General features: G+C 59.8%; 18 protein-coding genes. 11 read left to right on the forward strand and 7 right to left on the reverse strand.

What is annotated here, in order from left to right; genetic code table 11:
* The first annotated feature begins 142 nt into the window (after positions 1 to 142).
* Both DES53_RS31200 and DES53_RS31205 read left to right on the forward strand, forming a co-directional pair.
* Positions 143 to 610 (forward strand): VOC family protein, encoded by a 468-nt coding sequence (locus tag DES53_RS31200; RefSeq protein WP_113962266.1) that lies wholly within the window; start codon positions 143 to 145, stop codon positions 608 to 610.
* On the forward strand, positions 610 to 1,260 hold the full coding sequence (locus tag DES53_RS31205; protein WP_147263738.1) for a hypothetical protein: 651 nt from the start codon (positions 610 to 612) through the stop codon (positions 1,258 to 1,260). The genes DES53_RS31200 and DES53_RS31205 overlap by 1 nt, the downstream gene beginning before the upstream one ends.
* Positions 1,261 to 1,451: 191 nt before the next feature.
* Here DES53_RS31205 and DES53_RS31210 read toward each other — a convergent pair whose 3' ends face one another.
* Both DES53_RS31210 and DES53_RS31215 read right to left on the reverse strand, forming a co-directional pair.
* On the reverse strand, positions 1,452 to 2,669 hold the full coding sequence (locus DES53_RS31210) for a L,D-transpeptidase family protein (RefSeq protein WP_113962268.1): 1,218 nt from the start codon (positions 2,667 to 2,669) through the stop codon (positions 1,452 to 1,454).
* Positions 2,670 to 2,710: 41 nt separating this feature from the next.
* The gene (locus DES53_RS31215) at positions 2,711 to 4,507 is read right to left on the reverse strand and encodes a sulfurtransferase (RefSeq protein WP_113962269.1); all 1,797 of its coding nucleotides are present in this window, start codon (positions 4,505 to 4,507) and stop codon (positions 2,711 to 2,713) included.
* Positions 4,508 to 4,856: 349 nt separating this feature from the next.
* Between DES53_RS31215 and DES53_RS31220 the strand changes: the two genes are divergently transcribed.
* Positions 4,857 to 6,719 (forward strand): glycoside hydrolase family protein, encoded by a 1,863-nt coding sequence (locus DES53_RS31220; RefSeq protein ID WP_147263739.1) that lies wholly within the window; start codon positions 4,857 to 4,859, stop codon positions 6,717 to 6,719.
* A 102-nt stretch (positions 6,720 to 6,821) separates the two neighbouring features.
* Here DES53_RS31220 and DES53_RS31225 read toward each other — a convergent pair whose 3' ends face one another.
* On the reverse strand, positions 6,822 to 7,586 hold the full coding sequence (locus tag DES53_RS31225; RefSeq protein WP_113962271.1) for an RraA family protein: 765 nt from the start codon (positions 7,584 to 7,586) through the stop codon (positions 6,822 to 6,824).
* A 153-nt stretch (positions 7,587 to 7,739) separates the two neighbouring features.
* On the opposite strand from DES53_RS31225, the gene DES53_RS31230 reads away from it, so the two are divergent.
* Both DES53_RS31230 and DES53_RS31235 read left to right on the forward strand, forming a co-directional pair.
* Positions 7,740 to 8,150 carry an ArsR/SmtB family transcription factor gene (locus DES53_RS31230; protein ID WP_113962272.1) on the forward strand — a complete coding sequence of 137 codons (411 nt, stop codon included), beginning with the start codon at positions 7,740 to 7,742 and terminating at the stop codon, positions 8,148 to 8,150.
* Positions 8,147 to 8,614 carry an SRPBCC family protein gene (locus tag DES53_RS31235; protein WP_113962273.1) on the forward strand — a complete coding sequence of 156 codons (468 nt, stop codon included), beginning with the start codon at positions 8,147 to 8,149 and terminating at the stop codon, positions 8,612 to 8,614. Before DES53_RS31230 ends, DES53_RS31235 begins: the two co-directional genes overlap by 4 nt.
* 82 nt (positions 8,615 to 8,696) lie before the next feature.
* On the opposite strand, the gene DES53_RS31240 is transcribed toward DES53_RS31235, so the two are convergent.
* On the reverse strand, positions 8,697 to 9,485 hold the full coding sequence (locus tag DES53_RS31240) for an alpha/beta hydrolase family protein (protein ID WP_113962274.1): 789 nt from the start codon (positions 9,483 to 9,485) through the stop codon (positions 8,697 to 8,699).
* 283 nt (positions 9,486 to 9,768) lie between these two features.
* On the opposite strand from DES53_RS31240, the gene DES53_RS31250 reads away from it, so the two are divergent.
* The 5 genes from DES53_RS31250 (at position 9,769) to DES53_RS31280 (ending at position 14,778) form a co-directional block, all read left to right on the forward strand.
* Positions 9,769 to 10,398: a Pycsar system effector family protein gene (locus DES53_RS31250; RefSeq protein ID WP_113962276.1), complete on the forward strand. Its 630-nt coding sequence runs from the start codon at positions 9,769 to 9,771 to the stop codon at positions 10,396 to 10,398.
* 56 nt (positions 10,399 to 10,454) lie between these two features.
* Positions 10,455 to 10,784, forward strand: a complete 330-nt coding sequence (locus DES53_RS31255) for a cupin domain-containing protein (protein ID WP_113962277.1) — start codon at positions 10,455 to 10,457, stop codon at positions 10,782 to 10,784.
* A gap of 356 nt (positions 10,785 to 11,140) precedes the next feature.
* Entirely contained in the window at positions 11,141 to 11,848 is a 708-nt protein-coding gene (locus DES53_RS31260) for a Pycsar system effector family protein (RefSeq protein WP_113962278.1), read from the forward strand.
* A 172-nt stretch (positions 11,849 to 12,020) separates the two neighbouring features.
* The gene (gene dnaX, locus DES53_RS33655) at positions 12,021 to 13,934 is read left to right on the forward strand and encodes a DNA polymerase III subunit gamma/tau (protein ID WP_211325757.1); all 1,914 of its coding nucleotides are present in this window, start codon (positions 12,021 to 12,023) and stop codon (positions 13,932 to 13,934) included.
* Between the two features lie 529 nt (positions 13,935 to 14,463).
* The gene (locus DES53_RS31280; RefSeq protein ID WP_113962280.1) at positions 14,464 to 14,778 is read left to right on the forward strand and encodes a YbaB/EbfC family nucleoid-associated protein; all 315 of its coding nucleotides are present in this window, start codon (positions 14,464 to 14,466) and stop codon (positions 14,776 to 14,778) included.
* Between the two features lie 16 nt (positions 14,779 to 14,794).
* Here DES53_RS31280 and DES53_RS31285 read toward each other — a convergent pair whose 3' ends face one another.
* A complete protein-coding gene (locus DES53_RS31285) occupies positions 14,795 to 16,159 on the reverse strand; it encodes a tetratricopeptide repeat protein (RefSeq protein ID WP_113962281.1) in 1,365 nt (454 codons plus the stop codon).
* Between the two features lie 235 nt (positions 16,160 to 16,394).
* Here DES53_RS31285 and sugE point away from each other — a divergent pair, with 235 nt between their 5' ends.
* On the forward strand, positions 16,395 to 16,709 hold the full coding sequence (gene sugE, locus DES53_RS31290) for a quaternary ammonium compound efflux SMR transporter SugE (protein WP_113962282.1): 315 nt from the start codon (positions 16,395 to 16,397) through the stop codon (positions 16,707 to 16,709).
* A 390-nt stretch (positions 16,710 to 17,099) separates the two neighbouring features.
* On the opposite strand, the gene DES53_RS31295 is transcribed toward sugE, so the two are convergent.
* The gene (locus DES53_RS31295) at positions 17,100 to 18,098 is read right to left on the reverse strand and encodes a beta-ketoacyl-ACP synthase III (protein WP_113962283.1); all 999 of its coding nucleotides are present in this window, start codon (positions 18,096 to 18,098) and stop codon (positions 17,100 to 17,102) included.
* Complete coding sequence (gene plsX, locus DES53_RS31300; protein ID WP_113962284.1) at positions 18,091 to 19,104, reverse strand: phosphate acyltransferase PlsX; 1,014 nt, start codon at positions 19,102 to 19,104, stop codon at positions 18,091 to 18,093. The genes DES53_RS31295 and plsX overlap by 8 nt, the downstream gene beginning before the upstream one ends.
* Positions 19,105 to 19,349 lie beyond the last annotated feature (245 nt).

Below are 19,349 nucleotides of genomic sequence, written 5' to 3' on the forward strand. Positions count from 1 at the left end.
TGACTACTGACTACTGACTACTGACTACTGACTACTGACTACTGACTACTGACTACTGACTACTGACTACTGACTACTGACTACTGACTACTGACTACCGATTCCCCTTTCCCCATCACATCCGTCATGGCACTTTGGCCACATGAAAGCCAAGCCGATTCCCCAAGGATACGAAGGCGCGACGCCCTACCTCATCTGCAAGGATGCAAGGGCGGCAATTGAGTTCTATAAGAAGGCCTTCGGAGCGATTCTGGAATACCAGCTTCACATGCCGGATGGAAAGGTGGGGCATGCGGAGATCGAGATCGCGGGCGGCACGGTGATGCTGGCCGATGAATTCCCCGACTGGAAATGTCTGAGCCCGGTGACGATTGGCGGCTCGGGATCATCCACAATGATCTACGTGGAAGATGTGGACGCGCTCTTCCAGCAAGCGGTGGCTGCAGGCGCGAAAGTTCTGCAGCCACTGGAAAATCACTTCTACGGTGATCGCACCTGCAAGCTGGAGGATCCCTCAGGACACGCGTGGATGTTCTCCACTCACTTCGAGGATGTCTCCCCTGAGCAGATGCAGCTCCGGCTCAATGCGATGTGCCAGCAGGCCAGCTGATGAAGCCACCGACACGGATTCTCCTCAGTCTCGTAGGGGTGGCGGTTCTTGCGTATGTCATCGAGCGCCTTCCTGCTCGCAGGTCCTTTGCGCAATTGCGGCAGCATGCGCAAATCTACGATTGGTCTACGCCGGAGTGGGTTCCTGAGAAGTATGCTCCGCTGCTGCCGTTTGCATTTCCACAGACCATCGCACTGCAAAGCAAGCCCTCGGATCCGAAGGCTTTCACCTCAGCGCTTCGACGCTTGCGCAAGGTTACCACGATCTGGCTCTACTCCGAGGACGTGGGTATGGAGGTCTATGAGGCGCTCGGTTTCATACGCGGGGTAAGGGCTCTCAAACTGCACAACCTTCCCTCTGATGCGGCGTTCCAGTGCTTCACCCAGTTTGAATCCGTCGAGCATCTCACCCTCTTTGAAGCCCATGTCACTGACGACAGCCTTCCCCACCTCGAGAAGTTTCAAAAAGTGACCGAGCTCGAAGTATGCCTGACGAAGATTTCCACCTCGGTGGCGGAATCCGCGCTGAAACTGCCCAGGCTCGCCGATTTCCGCTATGCGCATAGTTCCGGACAGCACTTTAAGTTCAGCACCCAACCCGAAGCCATGTTGCGGGCAGCCCGGCCCGGGCTCGCGATTTCTTGGGAATAACATCGACAAACACGTCGTTGAGATTCGTCACGCACGTTCCTTCTCATCCTCTATCAAATTGAAACACTGCAGGACATCAAACCCTGGACCAACCGGCTCATCATTGGAACGTGCGTGGTGATGCACTTCGCCCTCGCGCTGGGTGAAACAGACGAGGCAACCGCAAGGGCGAGCAGGTGGACAGATGACACTCACGGATGCATGAGGATCAGCGAGCCCTCCTTCATCAGATCATACAGCGCCATGAGGTCCGCATGGCGCAGGCTCAGGCAGCCCCAGGTGAGATCCTGCGGGCCATCCGGCCAATCGCTGGCCCAGCCATGAATGCCCACGCCGCCACCAAGGCTCGTCTTTGCAGGTGGCATCTTTCGTACATTCGTGGCTGAGACGATGGCCGCACACTGACTGGCGGTGATGCGCCCTTCGGCAAGCGCGGTGCGAGCGTCGTTGGCATTGGGATAGCTGATGCGTATCCACGCCTTTCCAAGGTATTCACCATACTCTCCCTCGAAGGGTCCCTTCGCCTTTTGGCTGATGCGGTACTCCCCTTCCGGCGTGCGATTGTCCCCTTCGCGTCTCTTGGGGCCGATGGGGTCCTGACTCAGGGCGATGGGAAAGAAGCGTACAAGCTTCCCCTTGCGGAAGAGATACAGCCGGTAGTCACGCTTCATCGCGATGAAAACCTCCGGCTCACGTACAGGCACGAGGAGCTTGCGATGGTCGCGGATGAAGGTGGAAGGGGTGACGGAAACCAAAGCCGATGGCGTGTTCGGCGCCTCCGCAGGTGCCGCAGGTGCGTCTGCGAGTTGGATTCCCAGGATGAGTTGTGTGGGTGTGTCTCCTTCCGCTTTGGCAATGACACCGATTCGCTGGCGTCTCTTGACGAGATCTCCCACCTTGGCCCGGCACTCACCCACGCCGCGATACACGGAGGTGACGGTGCGCAGCATCCCGTTCTCCAAGAAGCGATGCTCAATCTCCAGCACCTGCCCGCCTGGCGAGTCACTGATGACACTCACCACGCCACTCGCGATGGCGTGCACAGGCTGGCCTGCATCCGTGGCTCCACCGCCTTTGCCGTTCCATGTTTCACTGGTGATGCCCAGTTGAGGACCTTCATGAGCTGAGGGCTCTTCTGGAACAACATTCCATCCTTGATGGTAGCGGCGGGTGGCCTTGTCACGATACGTGCCCTTTCCATTCACATCGCCGACGGGAAAATCAAAGCCGTCGCAGAGCGTGGAATCCAGCAACAAGGAAACACGCGGCACCTCGTGAAGTACATCCGTCGCTGCCAGCGGTGGCGTGGCGGCAGGCGCGCCCGGTGAGGGCGCGTGCTCGGAAGCATTCACAAGCGCTGCTCCTAGCGACCACAGTATCCAGAAGCGCAGGGGAAGCAGGAACCGCATGACTGGGACTGGAAGTGCGTGCGCGCTTGGCTATTCAGAATTCACTCCGCCCAAGCGGGTGCAGGCGCGGTGAATTCCACGCGCTCACGTGTCAGCGGATGCACGAACTGGATGCGCGAGGAGTGCAGGCAGAGCGGCGCGTCCTCAGGTTCGTGAGTCTGGGTGTCTCCGCGCTGGATGCCAGACAGATAGGCCTGGTCACCGAGAACGGGCCAGCCGAGGTGCGCGAGGTGGAGGCGAATCTGATTGGTGCGACCGGTAAGTGGCCGGGCCTCCAGGAGCGCGGTGCCATCGTCATCACGGCGCAGGACCTTGAACTCTGTGCGCGACTGCCTGCCATGGGCATCATCCACCTCACGGGTGCCCATGGTTCCTGACTCATTGCCGATGGGTGCATCACAAGCAAAGGCGTCCTGCTCCGGATGACCCTGCACGCGGACGAGGTAGAACTTCCCCACCTCGCCAGCCGTGAACTGGGGCTGCAGTTTCCCGGCGAAATGTTTGGTGCGTGCATACACCATGACTCCGCTGGTATTCGCATCCAGCCGATGGGCCTGGCGCGGCTTCTGCGGACGATACACCTCATGGAGGATGTGGCGGAGCGTATTGCGATTGAAGCGGCCACCGGGATGCACAGGCAGTGGTGCCGGCTTGTTCAGCACAATGATGGCCTCGTCCTCGTGCAGAATCTTGATGTCGGCATTTACATCCGGCTCGGTGATTTCTCCGAGCACATGGAGATAGCGCTGGCCTCCGTACACAACCTGTGTGGGTGACACGGGCTCATGGTCTGCATTCAAGACACGGCCTGATTCACATGCGGCGATCCATGCTTCGAGACTTACAGGTACGACCAGACGTGCCAGAGCCTCCGCCAGCGGCATGCCATCGCAGACTGCGGGAATGTTGAAGGGACGCAGATTCTCATACGGCGCGCTTCCAGGTAGTGGCGAGGTAAGCTTTGCAATCGCCTCCTGCCGGCGCGCGATGTTTTCCTGCATCTTATCCGCTGGCTCCTTAAAGCAATACGGACAGGACTCATTCACCACATAGCGCGTGTCCTGCTGGTCCTCCTCGCTCAAGGGCGTCTGGCATTGGAAACACTGGGTAGACTCCGTCTCTTGCAGCGCCGGGTCCACGCCCACTCGCTGGTCAAAGACAAAGCACTCGCCATCGTAGTGATCGGCGCCGCACTCCTCAAAATACTTCAGGATGCCGCCGTCGAGTTGCAGGATGTGCTTGAAGCCTTCGCGCTCCATGAAGGGCCCTGCCTTTTCACAACGGATGCCGCCAGTGCAGAACATCACCACGGGCTGATCCTTCATCCCCTCTGGCAGCTTGCGCACCGCGTCGGGGAATTGCTTGAAGGTATCAATGCCAATCGGCAGGGCGTTCTTGAATGTGCCGAGCTTCACCTCGTAGTCGTTGCGCGTGTCCAGCAGCGTCACAGGACGGCCTTCGTCCAGCCACTGCTTCAGCTCTTTGGCCTGGAGCTTGGGAGAGGTGCGCAGAGCGGGGTTGATGCCCTCCACCCCGAAGGTGATGATCTCCTTCTTCAACCGGACCAGCATGCGGCGGAAGGGCTGGTGATCCGTCTCGCTGTACTTCGGTGTGAGGTCTGCGAGACCCGGCAGTGAGCGCAACTCGGCCAGCAGCGACTCGATGCCCGGAGCCTCGCCAGCAATGAAAAGGTTGATGCCTTCCGGGCTCAGGAGAATGGTGCCCTTGAGATTCCAGCCCTTGCATTTGGCAAGCAAATGAGTGCGCAGCTCACGCAGGTCCTGCAAAGGGGCGAACTTGTAGGCGGCGATGTTCTGAATCGAAAGGGTGTCTGGCATAGGGAACTTGGCGGGGACCGCTCCACACGGGAGGGACCGGTAGCCTAGCGCAGATTCCGGAATAGTCAGGTCCGATGTGTGGTTCCGGCTCGCTCTGGCGTCAGGGCTCCTTTTGTCGCAAAGCAGCGAAAGCAGCAGAGCAGCAAAGGGATCAACGGAGGTTAGGCCTTCCGGCCTGACAGTGGGCGTTGGGTCTTCCGACCCGACAGCAGGATCCACTCGCGGCATGGTGCATTCTCTCTTTGCTGCTTTCGCTGCTTTGCGGCAAACCCCTCCGAAGGTGAACGAAGGAATGAGGTGCATCTCGCCGTAACAAGCGTCGCCTCAACCCAATTCCCACGCTTCTCCCATGACTCGTCTATCTCGTGGAATGTTCGCCCTCACGCTTGTCGCAGGCCTGCATTGTGTGCCTTCCCTCGCTCTGGCTACCGATGCCAAGGAGCACAAACCGGTGGCGCCGACCAGTGCAGAGCTGATGCCTGCAGACGCGCGGCGGTGGTCGCAGCACGAGAAGGCAGTGATGCTCACTGACCTCTCGCAGGTCACTCCGGCGTCAGCACTCACGAAGGGGATGCGTGAGAAGGGCAAGTGGAAGGTCATCCCCTTCGCCACAGCGGAGATGAAGGGCTGGGCACTCTCCACCTATGCCTTCACCAAGGCACCCATCATAGACCTGCCACTGAATGCGAAGGGGTGGCATGCGGTGTATCTCGGAGTGAGTTCTGTGTCCACGGGCTTTCGTGAAGCGAAGAATGGCATGCGGGCGAAGCTCAGTGAGGAGCGCATCTTCAAGCGCATGGCGAACAACATGGGCCTGCTGCCCAATCGGGTGGACATGATCCAGGATGAGTTCCTCACGGTGGCGCAGCTGGACGGGCAATCGCTGCAGATTGGCTCACTGCCGAATCTGCCTGCCACGATCTGCTATGTGAAGCTGGTGCCACTCACGGATGCGGAAGTCAGCACGTGGAGTGAGAAGCAGAAGAACACCAAACCCGGCGAAGGTACACGCACGTCCATCGCCACCTTTGATGGGCACAGCTGGATCTGGCCGTATGCGCCGGAGACGAAGGATGATCTGCTGGCGTCCTTCCGCGGCATGGAGAACACGGACATCGGCAAGTGGTGGTTCCAAGTGCTGGGTGCGGACCTCGTGATCTATCCCTCGAAGGTGGGCAACATTCCCGGTGAAAACACGGTCGATTTCCCCACACGCGAACACGAGTGGTTTGTGAACTCCATCAAGGACCTGCACAAGAAGGGCATCAATCCGCTGCAGGTTGCGCGGGAGGCGGCACGAGAACAGGGCGTGGAGTTCCACGTGATGCTGCGTCCCGCGGGATGGAAAGCCTCCATCCCGTACGAGGAGACGTTCGACAGCAAGTTCTACCACGCGCATCCAGAGTGGCGTTGTGTGGACCGCGATGGCACGCGCACCATGCACATGAGCCATGCAGTGCCGGAGGTACGGCAGCATCTGCTCGACATCCTCACTGAGACTCTGGAGCTCCAGCCGGAAGGCGTGGGCATTCTTTTCCATCGCGGCATGCCGCTGATGCTTTGGGAAGATGCCTTCCGTGCACGCTACAAGGAGATGCACAGCACGGAAGCTCGCGATGTGGATGAAGATGACCCTCGACTGCAGGCCACACGCGCAGCCATCATGACGGATTTCCTGAGACAAATCCGCACCCTGCTGGATGATACGGCGAAGAAACAGGGCCGAACGGAACGCTACAAGATCTCGCTGGGCACCTTCAGCAAGGAGGCGGACAACAAGCGTTGGGGACTCGACCTGCCGCTCTGGATCAAGGAAGGCCTCGTGGACGATCTGGGCGTGGCGTGGTTCGCGCATCACACGTCCTTCGCGCAGCCTGATATGGTGTATTACAAGAAGCTGGTGGATGGCACGAAGGTGGGTCTGTATCCTTTTGTGATTTCATGGAAGTCCGGCCAGCCCAAAAACCTGTGCACACAGGTGACGAACTTCTACAAGGGCGGCGCCACCGGCATTGCCGTGTGGGACCCCAGCGTGGAAGTGGGCTGGACGGAGAAGCCGCACGGGAATCTCTTCGAGGTCCTGGGCAGACTGGGGCATCGCGACGACGTCGCGAGGTGGTCCAAGCAAGGCGTACCAGTGCCGCTGGCCATCCCGCTCAAGAAGCTGGATGAAAATGAGTACAGCCGGTGGTTTCCGACGACGGGGTTTTAGGTGGTTCCAAAGTAGCTTCGGCTTCAGCCGAATGGAGCTGAGGCTACGTGGAGTCGGCCATTCGCGTCCTTTTTCGGCTAAAGCCGAAGCTACTTTCGGAACTCACCACTCCCCTTCCCGCTTGAACTTCTCACGCACGTTCTGGCTGAAGGTGGCGATGGACTTCTCCAGTTCCTCCGCAATTTCCAAGGTTGGACGTCCGGTGGAGTTGCGCACCACGGGGATGACAGTGTTGCACTCATTTGCGTCCATGAATCGTGCAGCTTCGAGAAGGCCGACCTGTTCTTCCGGCGGCAGCACCATGAAGCCATGCTTGTCTGCGTGAATGAGATCACCCGGATTCACCTTGGTGCCGAAGACCTCCACTTCACAGCCCCAGCGCACGGGTGTAGGAAAGGCGTGACCGACGCAAAGGCGGCGTGCGAGGGCCTTGAATCCGGCATTGGTCATCTCATCCAGGTCGCGAATGGCGCCATCCGTGATGGTCCCAATACAGCCCAGAGCACGATGCGCGTTGGCATTCACTTCTCCCCAGAAGGAACCAATCACGCGAGGCTTGTCGAGGTCCTGAATGATCACAATCTTCGGCCCTGGGATGCTGGCGATGTAACGGCGGTATTCTGCGCCGGCATTCGGGTTGGCTTTGCGGTGATTGGGATTGCTGGGCTCAATCACCACCGTGACTGCGTAGCCCACCATGGGCCCCATTTGCGGCATGAAGTCGCGCGTCTCCTCGATGTTGAAAGCATCCGCAGCCGGATTGCGCTTCGTGATTTGCTCCCAGCCGTTGTAGATGGTGGGTGTGTTCCAGCGCTTAAGTTGCAGGAGTTCGGAGTATGGGAGCTGCGGAGAGGAAGGAGTGGGCATGGTGGGGTGCGGTGAACCGGGAAAAATACAAGGCTTCTGGAGAAGCCTTCTACGTTCTTGAGGTACGCGTGCAAACATCAAGTTGCACCATCGCGCCCAGGTACCTGGTGAAAAGTTCTTGTAAACAGTTAACCTTTCGGTTAACTGTTTTTCATGCGCCGCCCCCCTTCCGTTCCGATTGCCCAGCAGCTCGATGCCGTTTTCGCGGCGTTGAGCGATGCGTCCCGGCGTCACATGCTGGAGCGCCTGCGGCAGGGTGAAGCCACGGTGGGAGAGCTGGCTGAGCCTCTGGACATGTCCCTGCCAGCCGTATCGAAACATCTGCGGGTGCTGGAGAATGCCGGTCTGCTGCAGCGCCGCGTGGAGGGGCGTCTGCACTACATCTCAGCCAATGCCGAGCCCCTCGACCAGGCCATGAGCTGGATGGAGCAGCAGCGTCAATTCTGGACCGGCAGTTTCGAGCGCCTGGAGAAACTCTTTCGCGACGCCAAGTCCACGCACCCGTCCATCACGCCTTCCACATCCCCATCCACCAGGAAACCCAAGCCCAAATCAAAACCATGAGCACTGCTACTCAGACGCCCCAAGTACTGAAACTCACCCACCGCTTCCCTGCCTCTTGTGAGCAGGTGTTTGCCGCCTTCTCCACCTACGAGAACTGGGCAGCCTGGTTTGGACCCGAGGACTGCAACGTTGTCGACGGTTTTGCTGACTTCCGTGAGGGCGGCAACTTCCTTCTGCACATGAAGTCGCCTCGTGGGCTCTTCATCGTGGGCGGCACATACAAGAAAATCGAACGTCCGCATAAGCTGGAATACACATGGCAATGGAAGGATGATGAGGACTGGGAAAATGTGGAGTCCCTCGTGCAGCTTGAGTTCGTTGCTGTGGGTGAGGAAACGGAAGTCCGTCTGACGCACACCGGCATCCCCAACCCCACCAGCTACGCCGGCCATGTGCATGGCTGGACGAGCGGCTGGACCTGCCTCGCGGCGTATCTGGAGAAGCAGGTCGGAGGAGCGAAGTGATGGAATGATGGAGTGCTGTTTGGAATGCTTCTTCTCTCAGAGATGAGGTTGGAGTATTCTCATTTTCGCTTCTCCATGGAGTCTAGGGCGCTTTAGCTCCGGCCTGCTTCAGTACAAACTCGAGCAACTCCTTGCTCTCAAAGAACGACGGCGTTGCCTGGTGCCCCTCCCCGGGAATGAGCTTCACGGTGATCGGGGCGCCGCCCGCTTCGTAGCGCGTTTTTAGAATGAGTGAGTTTTCCTGATAGGGCACGGCTTTGTCGACATCACCGTGCACGACGAACATCGGCACCTTTTTCTCGATCAACCCTTTCAGGTTATCCAGGGGATTGAACTCAGACAGTCTCGCGCGCATCTCGGCCTCGGACAGCTGGTAGTCCGCAAGTGTGACCGTCAGGTTCTTCATGCCCCAGGTTTCAAGATTGCATACAGGATAGATCCCCACGAACGCCTGCACTTTGTCAGGATTCCGCATGCCCCAGGCCAGCGTCATGAGTCCACCCCGGCTCTGACCGAGCAGGATCGGCTTGGGTGAAAATCCGCGCTTGACCATCTCATTGTAGAACAGGGTGAACTGCTCCGTGCTGGCAGGCCCACCCCGCACCTCTCCGAGATCCATCCCTGCAAGACTGATGCCTCCGCGCAGGAATCCCTCGAAGTACACCTTCTTCCCAGCGAGCGAGAAGCCCTTGATCACCGGCGCATACCAGACCCACGGCTTCCCCGCCCCAGGTTGTGGTGCCGCATAGAGGTAGGTCGTGTGGCCATTGACCTCGAACTTCTCTGCAGTCTTGGGCAAGGCGTCGTTCGCGGAAACCGCAGGTGCAAGGAGCAACAGGCTGATGACGCGCACGATACTCAGGTTCTTCATGGGTTGGGTCCTCCAGGGAAAGCTCAAGCCTGATGTACAAGGTCCGGTCTCGTACGGGCAAAACGCAAAACGCAGATGATCTCCTGGAACATGCAGGAATCACCTGGGAGAATGTGGGCGCATGCCAGGCTGGCAGGCGGCGTGCAGCAATCCGCGCCCACGCATTTGTTCACATTCCACCATTTGAAGTGGGTGAGAACTTCGCCATTCAGTGGGGCTCCCCCCCGTGACCGCGCGTGCGCGATACGGAATTCGATTGATCCATCGCCCTGCCAGACTCTCCATGGAGACCGCTGATACGTTTACCGAAGAGGACAAGGTCCCGGTCTATCCGAATCTGGTCACCAGCGATACGCCTCTCCGCGACACGCCGCTGGAGCTCACCCGCATCATCCAGGTGCTGTATGCCGATGTGGAGGCGCAGATCAACCGCGCAGACCTGAAGGCGCAAATCGCACTGAGCACCTCCGCCATCCTCGCTGCACTGGTGGCGAATCTGGGCATCGGCCTCGCCACACGCGAAGCGTCTGGCTGGACCGGGCTGGACTGGGCCGTAGTGACCCTGTACACCCTCTTCCTCACCTGTGCGTGCAGTTCCATCGTCCATGCGTTGCTGGCGGCATATCCACGGGCCGTCGGCAGAAAGGACACACACCGGGGCCTGCCGGGTCTGTATTTCTCCGGACATGTGATCCAGCTTCCCGCACCGGAATATGCGGGCCGGTTCATGGACCAGACCAATCGCGAGCTGCTGGAGCGGGTGCTGGTGCAGATTCACTCGAAGTCGCGCGTGCTGGAGGCGAAGCTACAGCATGTCCGCTGGGCATTGCGCCTCCTGGGCATGGCTCTTCTGCTGTGGGCAATCTCACGCGCGGTGGTCGTGATCGCGCACGGTCGTCTGCCGGGGACATAAGTCTGTGCACCTCGAATCCACTTGCCACCTGAGGGTGGCGAGCGTTGCATGCATGCATGTTTCCCTACATTGCACTCGCCGATGAGAAGCCGTGGCAGCCCGGTCCCTATGAAGGGGTGGAACTGAAAATCCTGCACAAGGATGAGGCCACGGGTGGCGTGGTGGTGCTGCGCAAGTTTGCCGCTGGGAGGATCATTCCCGCACATACGCATCCCCTCGCCAACGAGTGGGCCTGGGTGCTCTCCGGCGAATGGGAGGAGGAGGGCGTGGTGTATGCGCCGGGCACGCTCTTTCATGCACCGAAGGGCGTGAAGCACGGACCGCATGTGGCGAAGTCGGAGGTGGTGAGTCTGACAGTGTTTGATGGACCGCTCACGGTGGCGTGATATCAATGCGCCTCTCCTGACTTCGCGGCAGAGTCGAGGGGACGTGTGCAGGAGAGTTGGGTGTGTTCTCGTGCATGGGATTCAACACAGAGAAACGGAGACGCAGAGGAACTTCGGAAACTGAGAAGGGTCGATAGTTTATGGCTGATAGTTGATAGCCTGAGGAAAAGGGGCGCGCCCCAGCTCATGTCTACTGGCCAGCATTCTCGTGACCGCGGTGAACCACGTCAGCCCGCCCCCTGGTTCTCCGGTTCATGCTATCAACTATCAACCATAAACTACCAACCCTTCCTCTTGCGAAGCAACACGTGACCATGTCAAAATGAGCGCACTGCTGATGGCGCAGGACCCACACCATGGAATCTGCCAAGCCCTCCACATCGTCGTCTTCCACGTCAGCCACCTCCACCACACCGGCTGCTTCTTCGCCCACGGAGACAGATGCGCCTCCCCCACCCCCACCGCCCCCTCCGGTCCCAGTTTTCCCGACCACCGTCACGGCGACTACGCCGGTGGGAGGCACGCCGCTGGACATCACACGGGTGATACAGATCCTGTATCAGGATGTGGAGCTGCAGATCAACCGGGCAGACCTGAAGGCGCAAATCACCCTGAGCACCGCGGCCATCCTCGCGGCACTGGTGGTGAATGTAGGCTTCGGCATCACCACCCTCGAGCTGCGTCAGTGGATCCCCATGGAGTGGGTGGCCGGCGGAGTGTACCTCCTTTTTCTCATCTGCCTGTGTGCCACGATCATCCACGCATTGATGGCCACGTATCCCAGGGCAGTCTTGAGGACCAGGAATACCGTCACGAATCCCAGTCTCTATTTCAGCGGACACATCATCACCCTCGATTCGGAGGACTACGCCCAGCGCTTCGAGGAACAGAGCAATGCCGCCGTGCTCAGCCGTCTCATCAAGCAGGTGCATGCAAAGTCACGTGTGCTGGAGCTGAAGCTCTCGCACATTCGCGTGGGTCTGCGGTGTCTGGGCGTGGCCCTCATGCTCTGGCTGCTGGCACGTGGGTTGCTGGTGATTGCCTACGGGAAGCTGGCGGGGTGAATGCGGGCGTCGTGCTGGGCGTGTAGTGAGGTCGTGGGTTGTTTCCGGTTAGCCGGAAGCGTCCCCAACACGCGCCACCCCGCAAACTACCCCTACTGCCCCCTTGACACCTGAGCACGAAATTCAAAAACACCCGCTGGCATCCCCCACCCTCCCTCGCTAGCATGGGAGCGTGAGTTACCAGGTTTTCGCCCGCAAGTACCGCCCGCGCACGTTTGAGGACGTGCTGGGGCAAGAGCATGTTGTCCGCACACTGAGGAATGCCATCGCGCAGAATCGCCTCGCGCATGCCTACCTTTTCGTGGGGCCGCGCGGCACCGGGAAGACTTCCACGGCGCGCATCTTCGCCAAGGCGCTGAACTGTCCCGGTGGACCCATGGTGGACTTCGACCCGGATGATGAGGTGTGCCGCGAAATCGAAAAGGGCATCTGCCTGGACGTGCGTGAGATCGACGGCGCCAGCAACAACGGCGTGGAGCAGGTACGCGAGCTGCGGGAGGAGGTGAAGTTCGCCCCCAGCCGCTGCCGCTTCAAGATCTACTACATTGACGAAGTGCACATGCTGAGCACGGCCGCGTTCAACGCGCTGCTGAAGACGCTCGAGGAGCCGCCGGAGCACGTGAAGTTCATCTTCGCCACCACGGAGGCGCACAAGGTACTGCCCACGATCATCAGCCGCTGCCAGCGTTTTGATTTGCGCCGCATCCCCACGAGTCTGATCGCGAAGCACCTGTTGCACATCGCCTCGCTGGAAAATGTGAACCTCCACGAAAAGGCCGCGTACGCCATCGCCAAGGGCGCCGAGGGCGGCATGCGCGACGCGCAGTCCATGCTGGACCAGCTCGTGGCCTTCTGCGGCGAGAGCATTTCTGAGCAGGACGTGCTCGATATTTTCGGCTTCACCCAGGGGGAGACTGTGGCGAATCTCGCGCAGCGCATCCTGGAGCGCGACACCGTGGGCGCCCTGCGGGAACTGCATACGCAAGCCGATGGCGGCAAGGACCTGGCACGTCTGCTGGTGGACCTCATCCAACACCTGCGCACCATCCTGGTGCATCAGGTTGACCCTGCGGCTGCGGAAGAAGATTTGTCTCCTGAAGTCGCCGCCATGACGCGCACACAGGCCGCCATGGTAGATGCCGAGCGTCTGCTGCGCGTGATGGACGAACTGGCCGAAGTGGATGCGCGCATGCGCTGGGCGGGAAACAAGCTGCTGCATCTGGAGCTGGGCCTCATCCAGGCCGTCCAGACATTGGGCGAAGTGACGCTCAGCGATGTGATTCTGGCCATGAACGATGGCAGCGGTGGCGCGAATCTGGCTGCGGCGATGCCCCGGCGGGCTGCAGTGCCGGTGGCTCCTGCTCCGGCTGCGACGATCAGTGCTGCCCCGGCACCCGCGCCTGCACCGGTTCCAGTTCCGGCTCCAGCACCAGTCCCAGTACAAGCTACGCCTGCCCCAGTGCCAGCTCGGGCACCGGCACCGGCACCGGCACCGGCTCCGGCTCCGGCTCCTGTTTCCACTCAGCCTCCGGCACAGTCTGCCCCCGTGGCAGCACCGGTGCCGGCCCCTGTGGCACCTGCTCCCGCAGAGGAAGCCGCGCCTGCTGCAGCCGCGCCGCCCGTACCGGAAACTCTGGAGGAAGCGTGGAAGCACATCCTCGAGGCCGTGCACCAGACCTATCCCCTCTATGAGGAGTGGCTGCTCCATGGTGCCCTGCTGGAGCTCACCGGACAGACGGCCAAGATTGGCCTGCCCACCACCGAGTCCATGGCTCGCGAAAGCCTCCTGCGCCCCGCCAGCAAGGCCAAGGTGGAGGAGTGCATTGCCAAGGTGATCCAGCGCACGGTGAAGATGGAGGTCGTGCTCGACCCAAACCTCAAGCCGCCGCCCGCCACGGAGATGACCTTTGGCCTGAGCTTCGGCGACTCCACGCCCCCGCCACCGAAGGAAGCTGCAGCGCCCGCCGCCGCGCCCGCACCTGAAGCTCCCAAGGAACCAGAAGGCGTGGCCGCCGATCCGGAGTTCTACAACGATCCCCTGATCCAGGCCGCGATTGTGAAGTTCAAGGCGACGCTGGTGAAGTAAAGCTGGCCACTATGAATGCGATCCAAAGGTACAGTTATCTCCGTTTCGCAACGTTCATTGGCCTCGCCATTCATGCCACTACGATCCTTATTTCGATTCCCTTTTTCAGATTGGAGCCCGGAACCCCTATTCGCCCCATGAATTATGGGGTACTGCTCGTGGGGCTTGAGGCGTGCAGCATCTTTATTTGCTTTGTGCCGGCCATTCTATCTCTAACCACTGCGGGTCATCGCCTTGCCAGCATTACGTGCGGCCTAGTCGGCATCACGCCGTTCGTTACAGGAGTCGTGATGTTGGTTATAGCCATGGAGGTTCGTGGACTTAAACTGTTACACTAGGAACTCTGTTCACGGCGGTATAATGTCGCTGACATTGCAGGCAAAACACAGAAGCACTCCCTTCAATTGGCCTCAGAATCTGAGGTAATTTACAATGGCACGCTGACCCAATCCGACTTAAACACGGAATGCGAGAGGCGGACGAACTGATTCACTCCACGCCACTTCCACTCCTTACCCCCCCTTTTTCCATGAATATCCAGAAGATGCTCAAACAGATGCAGCGCATGCAAGCCGACATGGCGCAAACGCAGCAGGACCTCGCCAGCAAAACCGTGGAAGCCGCCGCCGGTGGTGGTCGCGTGACGGTCACCGCAAATGGCTCGCAGGAAATCACCAGCATCAAAATTGCCAAGGAAGTGGTGGATCCCGATGACGTGGAAATGCTCCAGGACCTCGTGCTCACCGCCGTGCAACAGGCACTCAGCAAGAGCAAGGAACTCGCCGCTGGTGAGATGGGCAAGATTACCCAGGGCATGGGCTTGCCTCCGGGAATGGGATTCTAGGCCCCTTCCCCCGTCTCTAGATTTTTTGCTTGTCCAGCACTCGCTCGAGCTCGACGAAGTACGAGCGAAGCTGCCTGGCGCGAGGACGCAGCAGAGCGTCCTTGAAGATGGAGAATTTGCGGAATTCAGCCTTGATGGCCTGGATCAGCATGGGCTCATCCATGACCACGCCGATGGACACAGCCAGCGCCGCAATGTTCGCGCTTTCGGGGAACTGCTTCAGGGCTTTCATCAAGACGGGGTCGTTTGCCTTCGCTGTACCGAGTCGAATTCTCTCCGACAAATAACCCACCGCAAACTTCTCATCGGCGGTGGCAGCCCATGCCTGCTCTTCGATGCCGAGCATTTCAGGCGTGCCTGCATGGAGGTTAGCGACCACGTTCCAGAGCGAAGCATCCTTGGGGCCTTTCGCCATTTTGCGAAGACGCGCGCCGAATTTCTCCCTGGCTGATTCTGTGGTCAGCAGGCCCGCGTCCATCGCAGAGCCCAGCATCATGGAGAGCAAGGCCCCATCCTCAGGCAGCGACTCCGCGGGATCCACCAGATAGCCGTGACTCAGCAAGATGGCTTTCATGGCTTCGAGTCTGGGCTCCTCTTCCATCCGGCATTGAGCCGCACAAATCGCGGCTTTGATCCGTGGATGCTCCGGCAGCTTCTTCAGCAATTCCACATCGCTCTCGAGATACACAGGATGCGGGCGCCGATTCCACCAATCCATCTCAAACTCCCCACTGAGCGCAATCAGCTGCACTGCGGCATCACGGTCTCCCTGCGCGGCCTTCTTCCGCAATTCGGCTCGACGCAGATTGGAAGAAGGACCTTGATAGACAGCGCAGACCAGCGATTCAAATTTTTCGAGTGAGCCGCCGTCCGCTTCTTCCGACTGTCTCCAGCGCGCCGAGGCTTCGCGAATCTTCCCAAGACGAATCAGACAGTCGGTGGCGAGACCGTGCACCGGGGCATAGTCGGGGGAAATTTTGGAGAAGGCATCATATGTCGCCAGAGCCCCGGCGTGCTCGCCCGCCCGGTGCTGCTGCATGGCCCACTCCAGAAGCACGTAGGGCTCTTCGGGGAATTTCGCCGCCACCTCCTTGTGCAGCGCATAGGACGTCTTCACGTCCATGCTATACAGAACATTGGCAATCATGAATGCCTGGGCGGGCGTGCGGGATGCTTCGGGAAAGAGATCCAGCACCATTTGATTAGCCTCCTCCACTTCGCCTTCGGCAACCATTTGTCCCAGCTTTTCATGCACCTCTCCAATGGCAGCGGAAGCTTCACTCACCGCTTCGTTGAAGTCTGCCTGGAGAAAACCGGTGAGGCTCAGCACGCACAAGAGCTGGAGCAGTGAGACGCTTTTGATCTTCGCCAGATGAATCATGATAACGCAAGGAATCCCCCCACCCTGAAGGCAAAACCGACACCTGTCACGATAAACAACCTTTATGCGCCACGACGCCCCGGCGGCGCCTCCCTTGACTCAGGGAAAAAATGATGCATCTTGTACGCAGGATATTCGTAGTTAATGAATGAATATCACGGACATTGGGGACGGCCCTGATGTTTCCTTCGCAGACAAGGGACGACCCTGCCACATTCATCCTCTTGTTCTTGTTATGTCCTGGATACTCTTGATCGTTGCCGCGTTGTTTGAAGTCGCGTGGGCTGTGGGCCTGAAGTTTACGGAAGGTTTCACCCGCCTGTGGCCTTCACTCGGTGTGGGTGTTGCGCTGGTGGTCAGCGTGGCTCTGCTCGGTTGGGCGGCGAAGTCGCTGCCTATCGGCACTGCTTATGCCGTGTGGACCGGACTTGGCGCTGCGGGCACCATCGTGTGCGGCATCCTCTTCCTTGGCGAGCCGATGACGGTGAACCGCATGGTATGCGTCGGGCTCATCCTCGCGGGAGTGATTGGGTTGAAGCTGGGTGAGTGAGTGTCAAGCGCTTGAAGTACCATCCACTCAGCACGTCAGCGTCCTTCTAATAAATGGACGGTAGGGATGCGCTCCTGCGCGTCCGTAGATAGCAGGCGGAGGCGGTGGGGCTGTTGCGACGTCGTAGGAGCATTTCACGCCATTGCTCCGCACCACCTCCGCCCACTTGAAGTCGGACGCGCAGGAGCGCGTCCCTACCACCATGTTTTTGGTTTGGGACGTTCGCCTTGCAGTACGAGATAACCCAGAACCGCTCAGATGAACGGGAGGCGAATGACGACCGCGTGGTCAGGACCACAGTCAACAGACGGGTTCAACAAGCGGACTGGAAAGTCCGCGCTCCTTTCAGTCGCTTCCTGACCGCACACGGGGTGTGCGGACCACCAGGGCTTACCACGCCACCACGGAACTGGCCCATGTGAAGCCGCCGCCGAAGGCGACGAGAAGAAGGATGTCTCCACTCTTCAGGCGGCCGCTGCGCTGGGCTTCATCGAGGGCCACGGGGATGGTAGCGGCGCTGGTGTTGCCGTATTTGTCCACGTTGATGAAAGTGCGCTCCGGCGGGACATTGAGACGCTCGGCGATGGCGGAGATGATGCGCGCGTTCGCCTGGTGGGGAATCACGAGCTTCACGTCTTCCGCCTTCACGCCTGCCTGCTCCAGGGCGTCGAGGCTGGCCTGGTACATGCGGGTCACGGCATGCTTGAAGGTCTCGCGACCTTCCATGTAGATTGTGTTGGGACGCAGGGCTACGTTCTCCGCGGTGATGGGGCAGGCAGAGCCGCCGCCGGGCACCTTGAGAAGATCCGCCAGCGTGCCATCGCTGCCCATCACGGTGGAGAGCACACGTCCGGGCGCGGTCTTGCGGTCGTCGCGACGCACCACCACAGCACCAGCGCCATCGCCGAAGAGCACACAGGTGTTGCGATCCTTCCAGTTGATGAGGCTGCTGAGCTTTTCCGCACCAATCACGAGCGCGGTCATGCGTGGGCCGCCATTGAGGAAATGGCGTGCTGCCTGCAGGGCATAGAGGAAACCAGAGCACGCAGCGCTGATGTCAAAGCCGATGGCATTCTTCGCGCCAAGCTTGCTCTGCACGAGGCAGGCGGTGGAGGGGAAAAACATGTCCGGCGTGACGGTGGCCACGACGATGAGGTCGAGCTCCTCGGGCTTCACACCCGCCGCTTCCAGCGCCTGCTTTGCAGCCGCGGTGGCCATGTCGCTGGTGGTTTCATCGTCGGCAGCGATGCGACGTTCCTTGATGCCGGTCCGGGTGGTGATCCACTCATCGGAAGTCTCCACCATCTTGGAGAGGTCGTCATTCGTGAGGACCTTGGAAGGCATGTAGCTGCCGGTCCCGATGATGCTGCATTGGCAGGGTTTAGACATGTGCGAAAACGTGGGAAGTAATGGCGGTCTGGATATGCGGATTGACCTCGTGCGTCACGGCCTCCATGCCCACACGGAGTGCGTTCATGATCGCGACGGGCGAGCTGCTGCCATGCCCGATGATGACTACGCCCTTCACGCCCAGAAGGGGGCTGCCACCGTAAGATTCGTAACTGCCGCGCTTCCTGACGGCGCGGAAAGCTTCCTGGGCCATGAGCGCGCCCATTTTGCGGACAAAGGAAGATTCAATCTCCCGCTTCAGCCAGGTGAACATGGCCTTCGCGGTGGCCTCGCAGCTCTTGAGCACCACGTTGCCGGTGAATCCGTCACACACGATGACGTCCAGCTCGGTCTCGAAGATATCGTGGCCCTCGACGTTGCCTTTGAAATTGACGGGGGCCTTCTTCAGCAGGCCAAAGGCCTCCTTCACCAGCAGATTCCCCTTGGAATCCTCCTCCCCCACATTCATGAGGCCCACAACGGGCGAGGATCTGCCGTGCACGTACTGGGCATAGGTGGAGCCCATGATGGCGTATTGCACGAGATGGCGGGCCGTGGCATCCGGATTGGCGCCGGCATCCAGAATGTAGCAGACGCCATGCTCATTGGGCATGGGGCTGGCGATGCCAGGGAAATCCACGCCCTCCAGGCGGCCCAGCATGAGAGTGCCGGCGGTAACGGAGGCTCCTGTATGCCCCGCGCTGACAACCGCCTGCGCCTGGCCCTGCTTCACCAAGTCCACCGCGACGGTGATGGAGGAATTCTTCTTCTTGCGCACGGCATCCAGGCCGGAGTCGTGCATGTCCACCACCTGATTGGCGGGTACAATCTCAATGCGCTCACGCTGACCCACCCGCTGGGCGTCCAACTCCGCTTCCAGAGCATCCTTTGGCCCGGTAATGTAGAACTTCTCAACGTCCTTGAGAGTCTCCAGGGCAAGTTTCAGCCCTCCAATGGGATTCTTGGGCGCTATGTCGCCGCCCATCGCATCGAGGACGATCTTCATGTGGGTTCTGAGGGGCGCATTTGCACGGTGAGGGGTCGGGCAGTTAGCGCAGGGCGAAAGCGGATGCAAGGCACAATCGGAGGAGCGGCGGAAAGTGTCGCGGGGTGGTGGTGCAAGGGTCAAATGAGGGGCGGCGGGAGGAGGCAACTTCTTGGGTGGCTTCCGGTTAACCGCAAAGAGGCGGAGAGGCAAAGGACGCAGAGGATGGGAAAAAAGCGGACTGCGTGAACTGGTACGCCTCGACG

Origin of the sequence: Roseimicrobium gellanilyticum, from assembly GCF_003315205.1 — a bacterium.
Classification (GTDB): Bacteria; Verrucomicrobiota; Verrucomicrobiia; order Verrucomicrobiales; family Verrucomicrobiaceae; genus Roseimicrobium; species Roseimicrobium gellanilyticum.

Excerpts from the sequence above, each read along its gene's own strand:
- DES53_RS31200 (WP_113962266.1), top strand. The coding sequence starts at position 143 with ATGAAAGCCAAGCCGATTCCCCAAGGATACGAAGGCGCGACGCCCTAC.
- DES53_RS31250 (WP_113962276.1), top strand. The coding sequence starts at position 9,769 with ATGGAGACCGCTGATACGTTTACCGAAGAGGACAAGGTCCCGGTCTAT.
- DES53_RS31210 (WP_113962268.1), bottom strand. The coding sequence starts at position 2,669 with ATGCGGTTCCTGCTTCCCCTGCGCTTCTGGATACTGTGGTCGCTAGGA.
- DES53_RS31205 (WP_147263738.1), top strand. The coding sequence starts at position 610 with ATGAAGCCACCGACACGGATTCTCCTCAGTCTCGTAGGGGTGGCGGTT.
- DES53_RS31295 (WP_113962283.1), bottom strand. The coding sequence starts at position 18,098 with ATGTCTAAACCCTGCCAATGCAGCATCATCGGGACCGGCAGCTACATG.
- DES53_RS31255 (WP_113962277.1), top strand. The coding sequence starts at position 10,455 with ATGTTTCCCTACATTGCACTCGCCGATGAGAAGCCGTGGCAGCCCGGT.
- DES53_RS31285 (WP_113962281.1), bottom strand. The coding sequence starts at position 16,159 with ATGATTCATCTGGCGAAGATCAAAAGCGTCTCACTGCTCCAGCTCTTG.
- DES53_RS31260 (WP_113962278.1), top strand. The coding sequence starts at position 11,141 with ATGGAATCTGCCAAGCCCTCCACATCGTCGTCTTCCACGTCAGCCACC.
- DES53_RS31220 (WP_147263739.1), top strand. The coding sequence starts at position 4,857 with ATGACTCGTCTATCTCGTGGAATGTTCGCCCTCACGCTTGTCGCAGGC.
- DES53_RS31240 (WP_113962274.1), bottom strand. The coding sequence starts at position 9,485 with ATGAAGAACCTGAGTATCGTGCGCGTCATCAGCCTGTTGCTCCTTGCA.
- DES53_RS31225 (WP_113962271.1), bottom strand. The coding sequence starts at position 7,586 with ATGCCCACTCCTTCCTCTCCGCAGCTCCCATACTCCGAACTCCTGCAA.
- sugE (WP_113962282.1), top strand. The coding sequence starts at position 16,395 with ATGTCCTGGATACTCTTGATCGTTGCCGCGTTGTTTGAAGTCGCGTGG.
- plsX (WP_113962284.1), bottom strand. The coding sequence starts at position 19,104 with ATGAAGATCGTCCTCGATGCGATGGGCGGCGACATAGCGCCCAAGAAT.
- DES53_RS31230 (WP_113962272.1), top strand. The coding sequence starts at position 7,740 with ATGCGCCGCCCCCCTTCCGTTCCGATTGCCCAGCAGCTCGATGCCGTT.
- DES53_RS31235 (WP_113962273.1), top strand. The coding sequence starts at position 8,147 with ATGAGCACTGCTACTCAGACGCCCCAAGTACTGAAACTCACCCACCGC.
- DES53_RS31280 (WP_113962280.1), top strand. The coding sequence starts at position 14,464 with ATGAATATCCAGAAGATGCTCAAACAGATGCAGCGCATGCAAGCCGAC.
- DES53_RS31215 (WP_113962269.1), bottom strand. The coding sequence starts at position 4,507 with ATGCCAGACACCCTTTCGATTCAGAACATCGCCGCCTACAAGTTCGCC.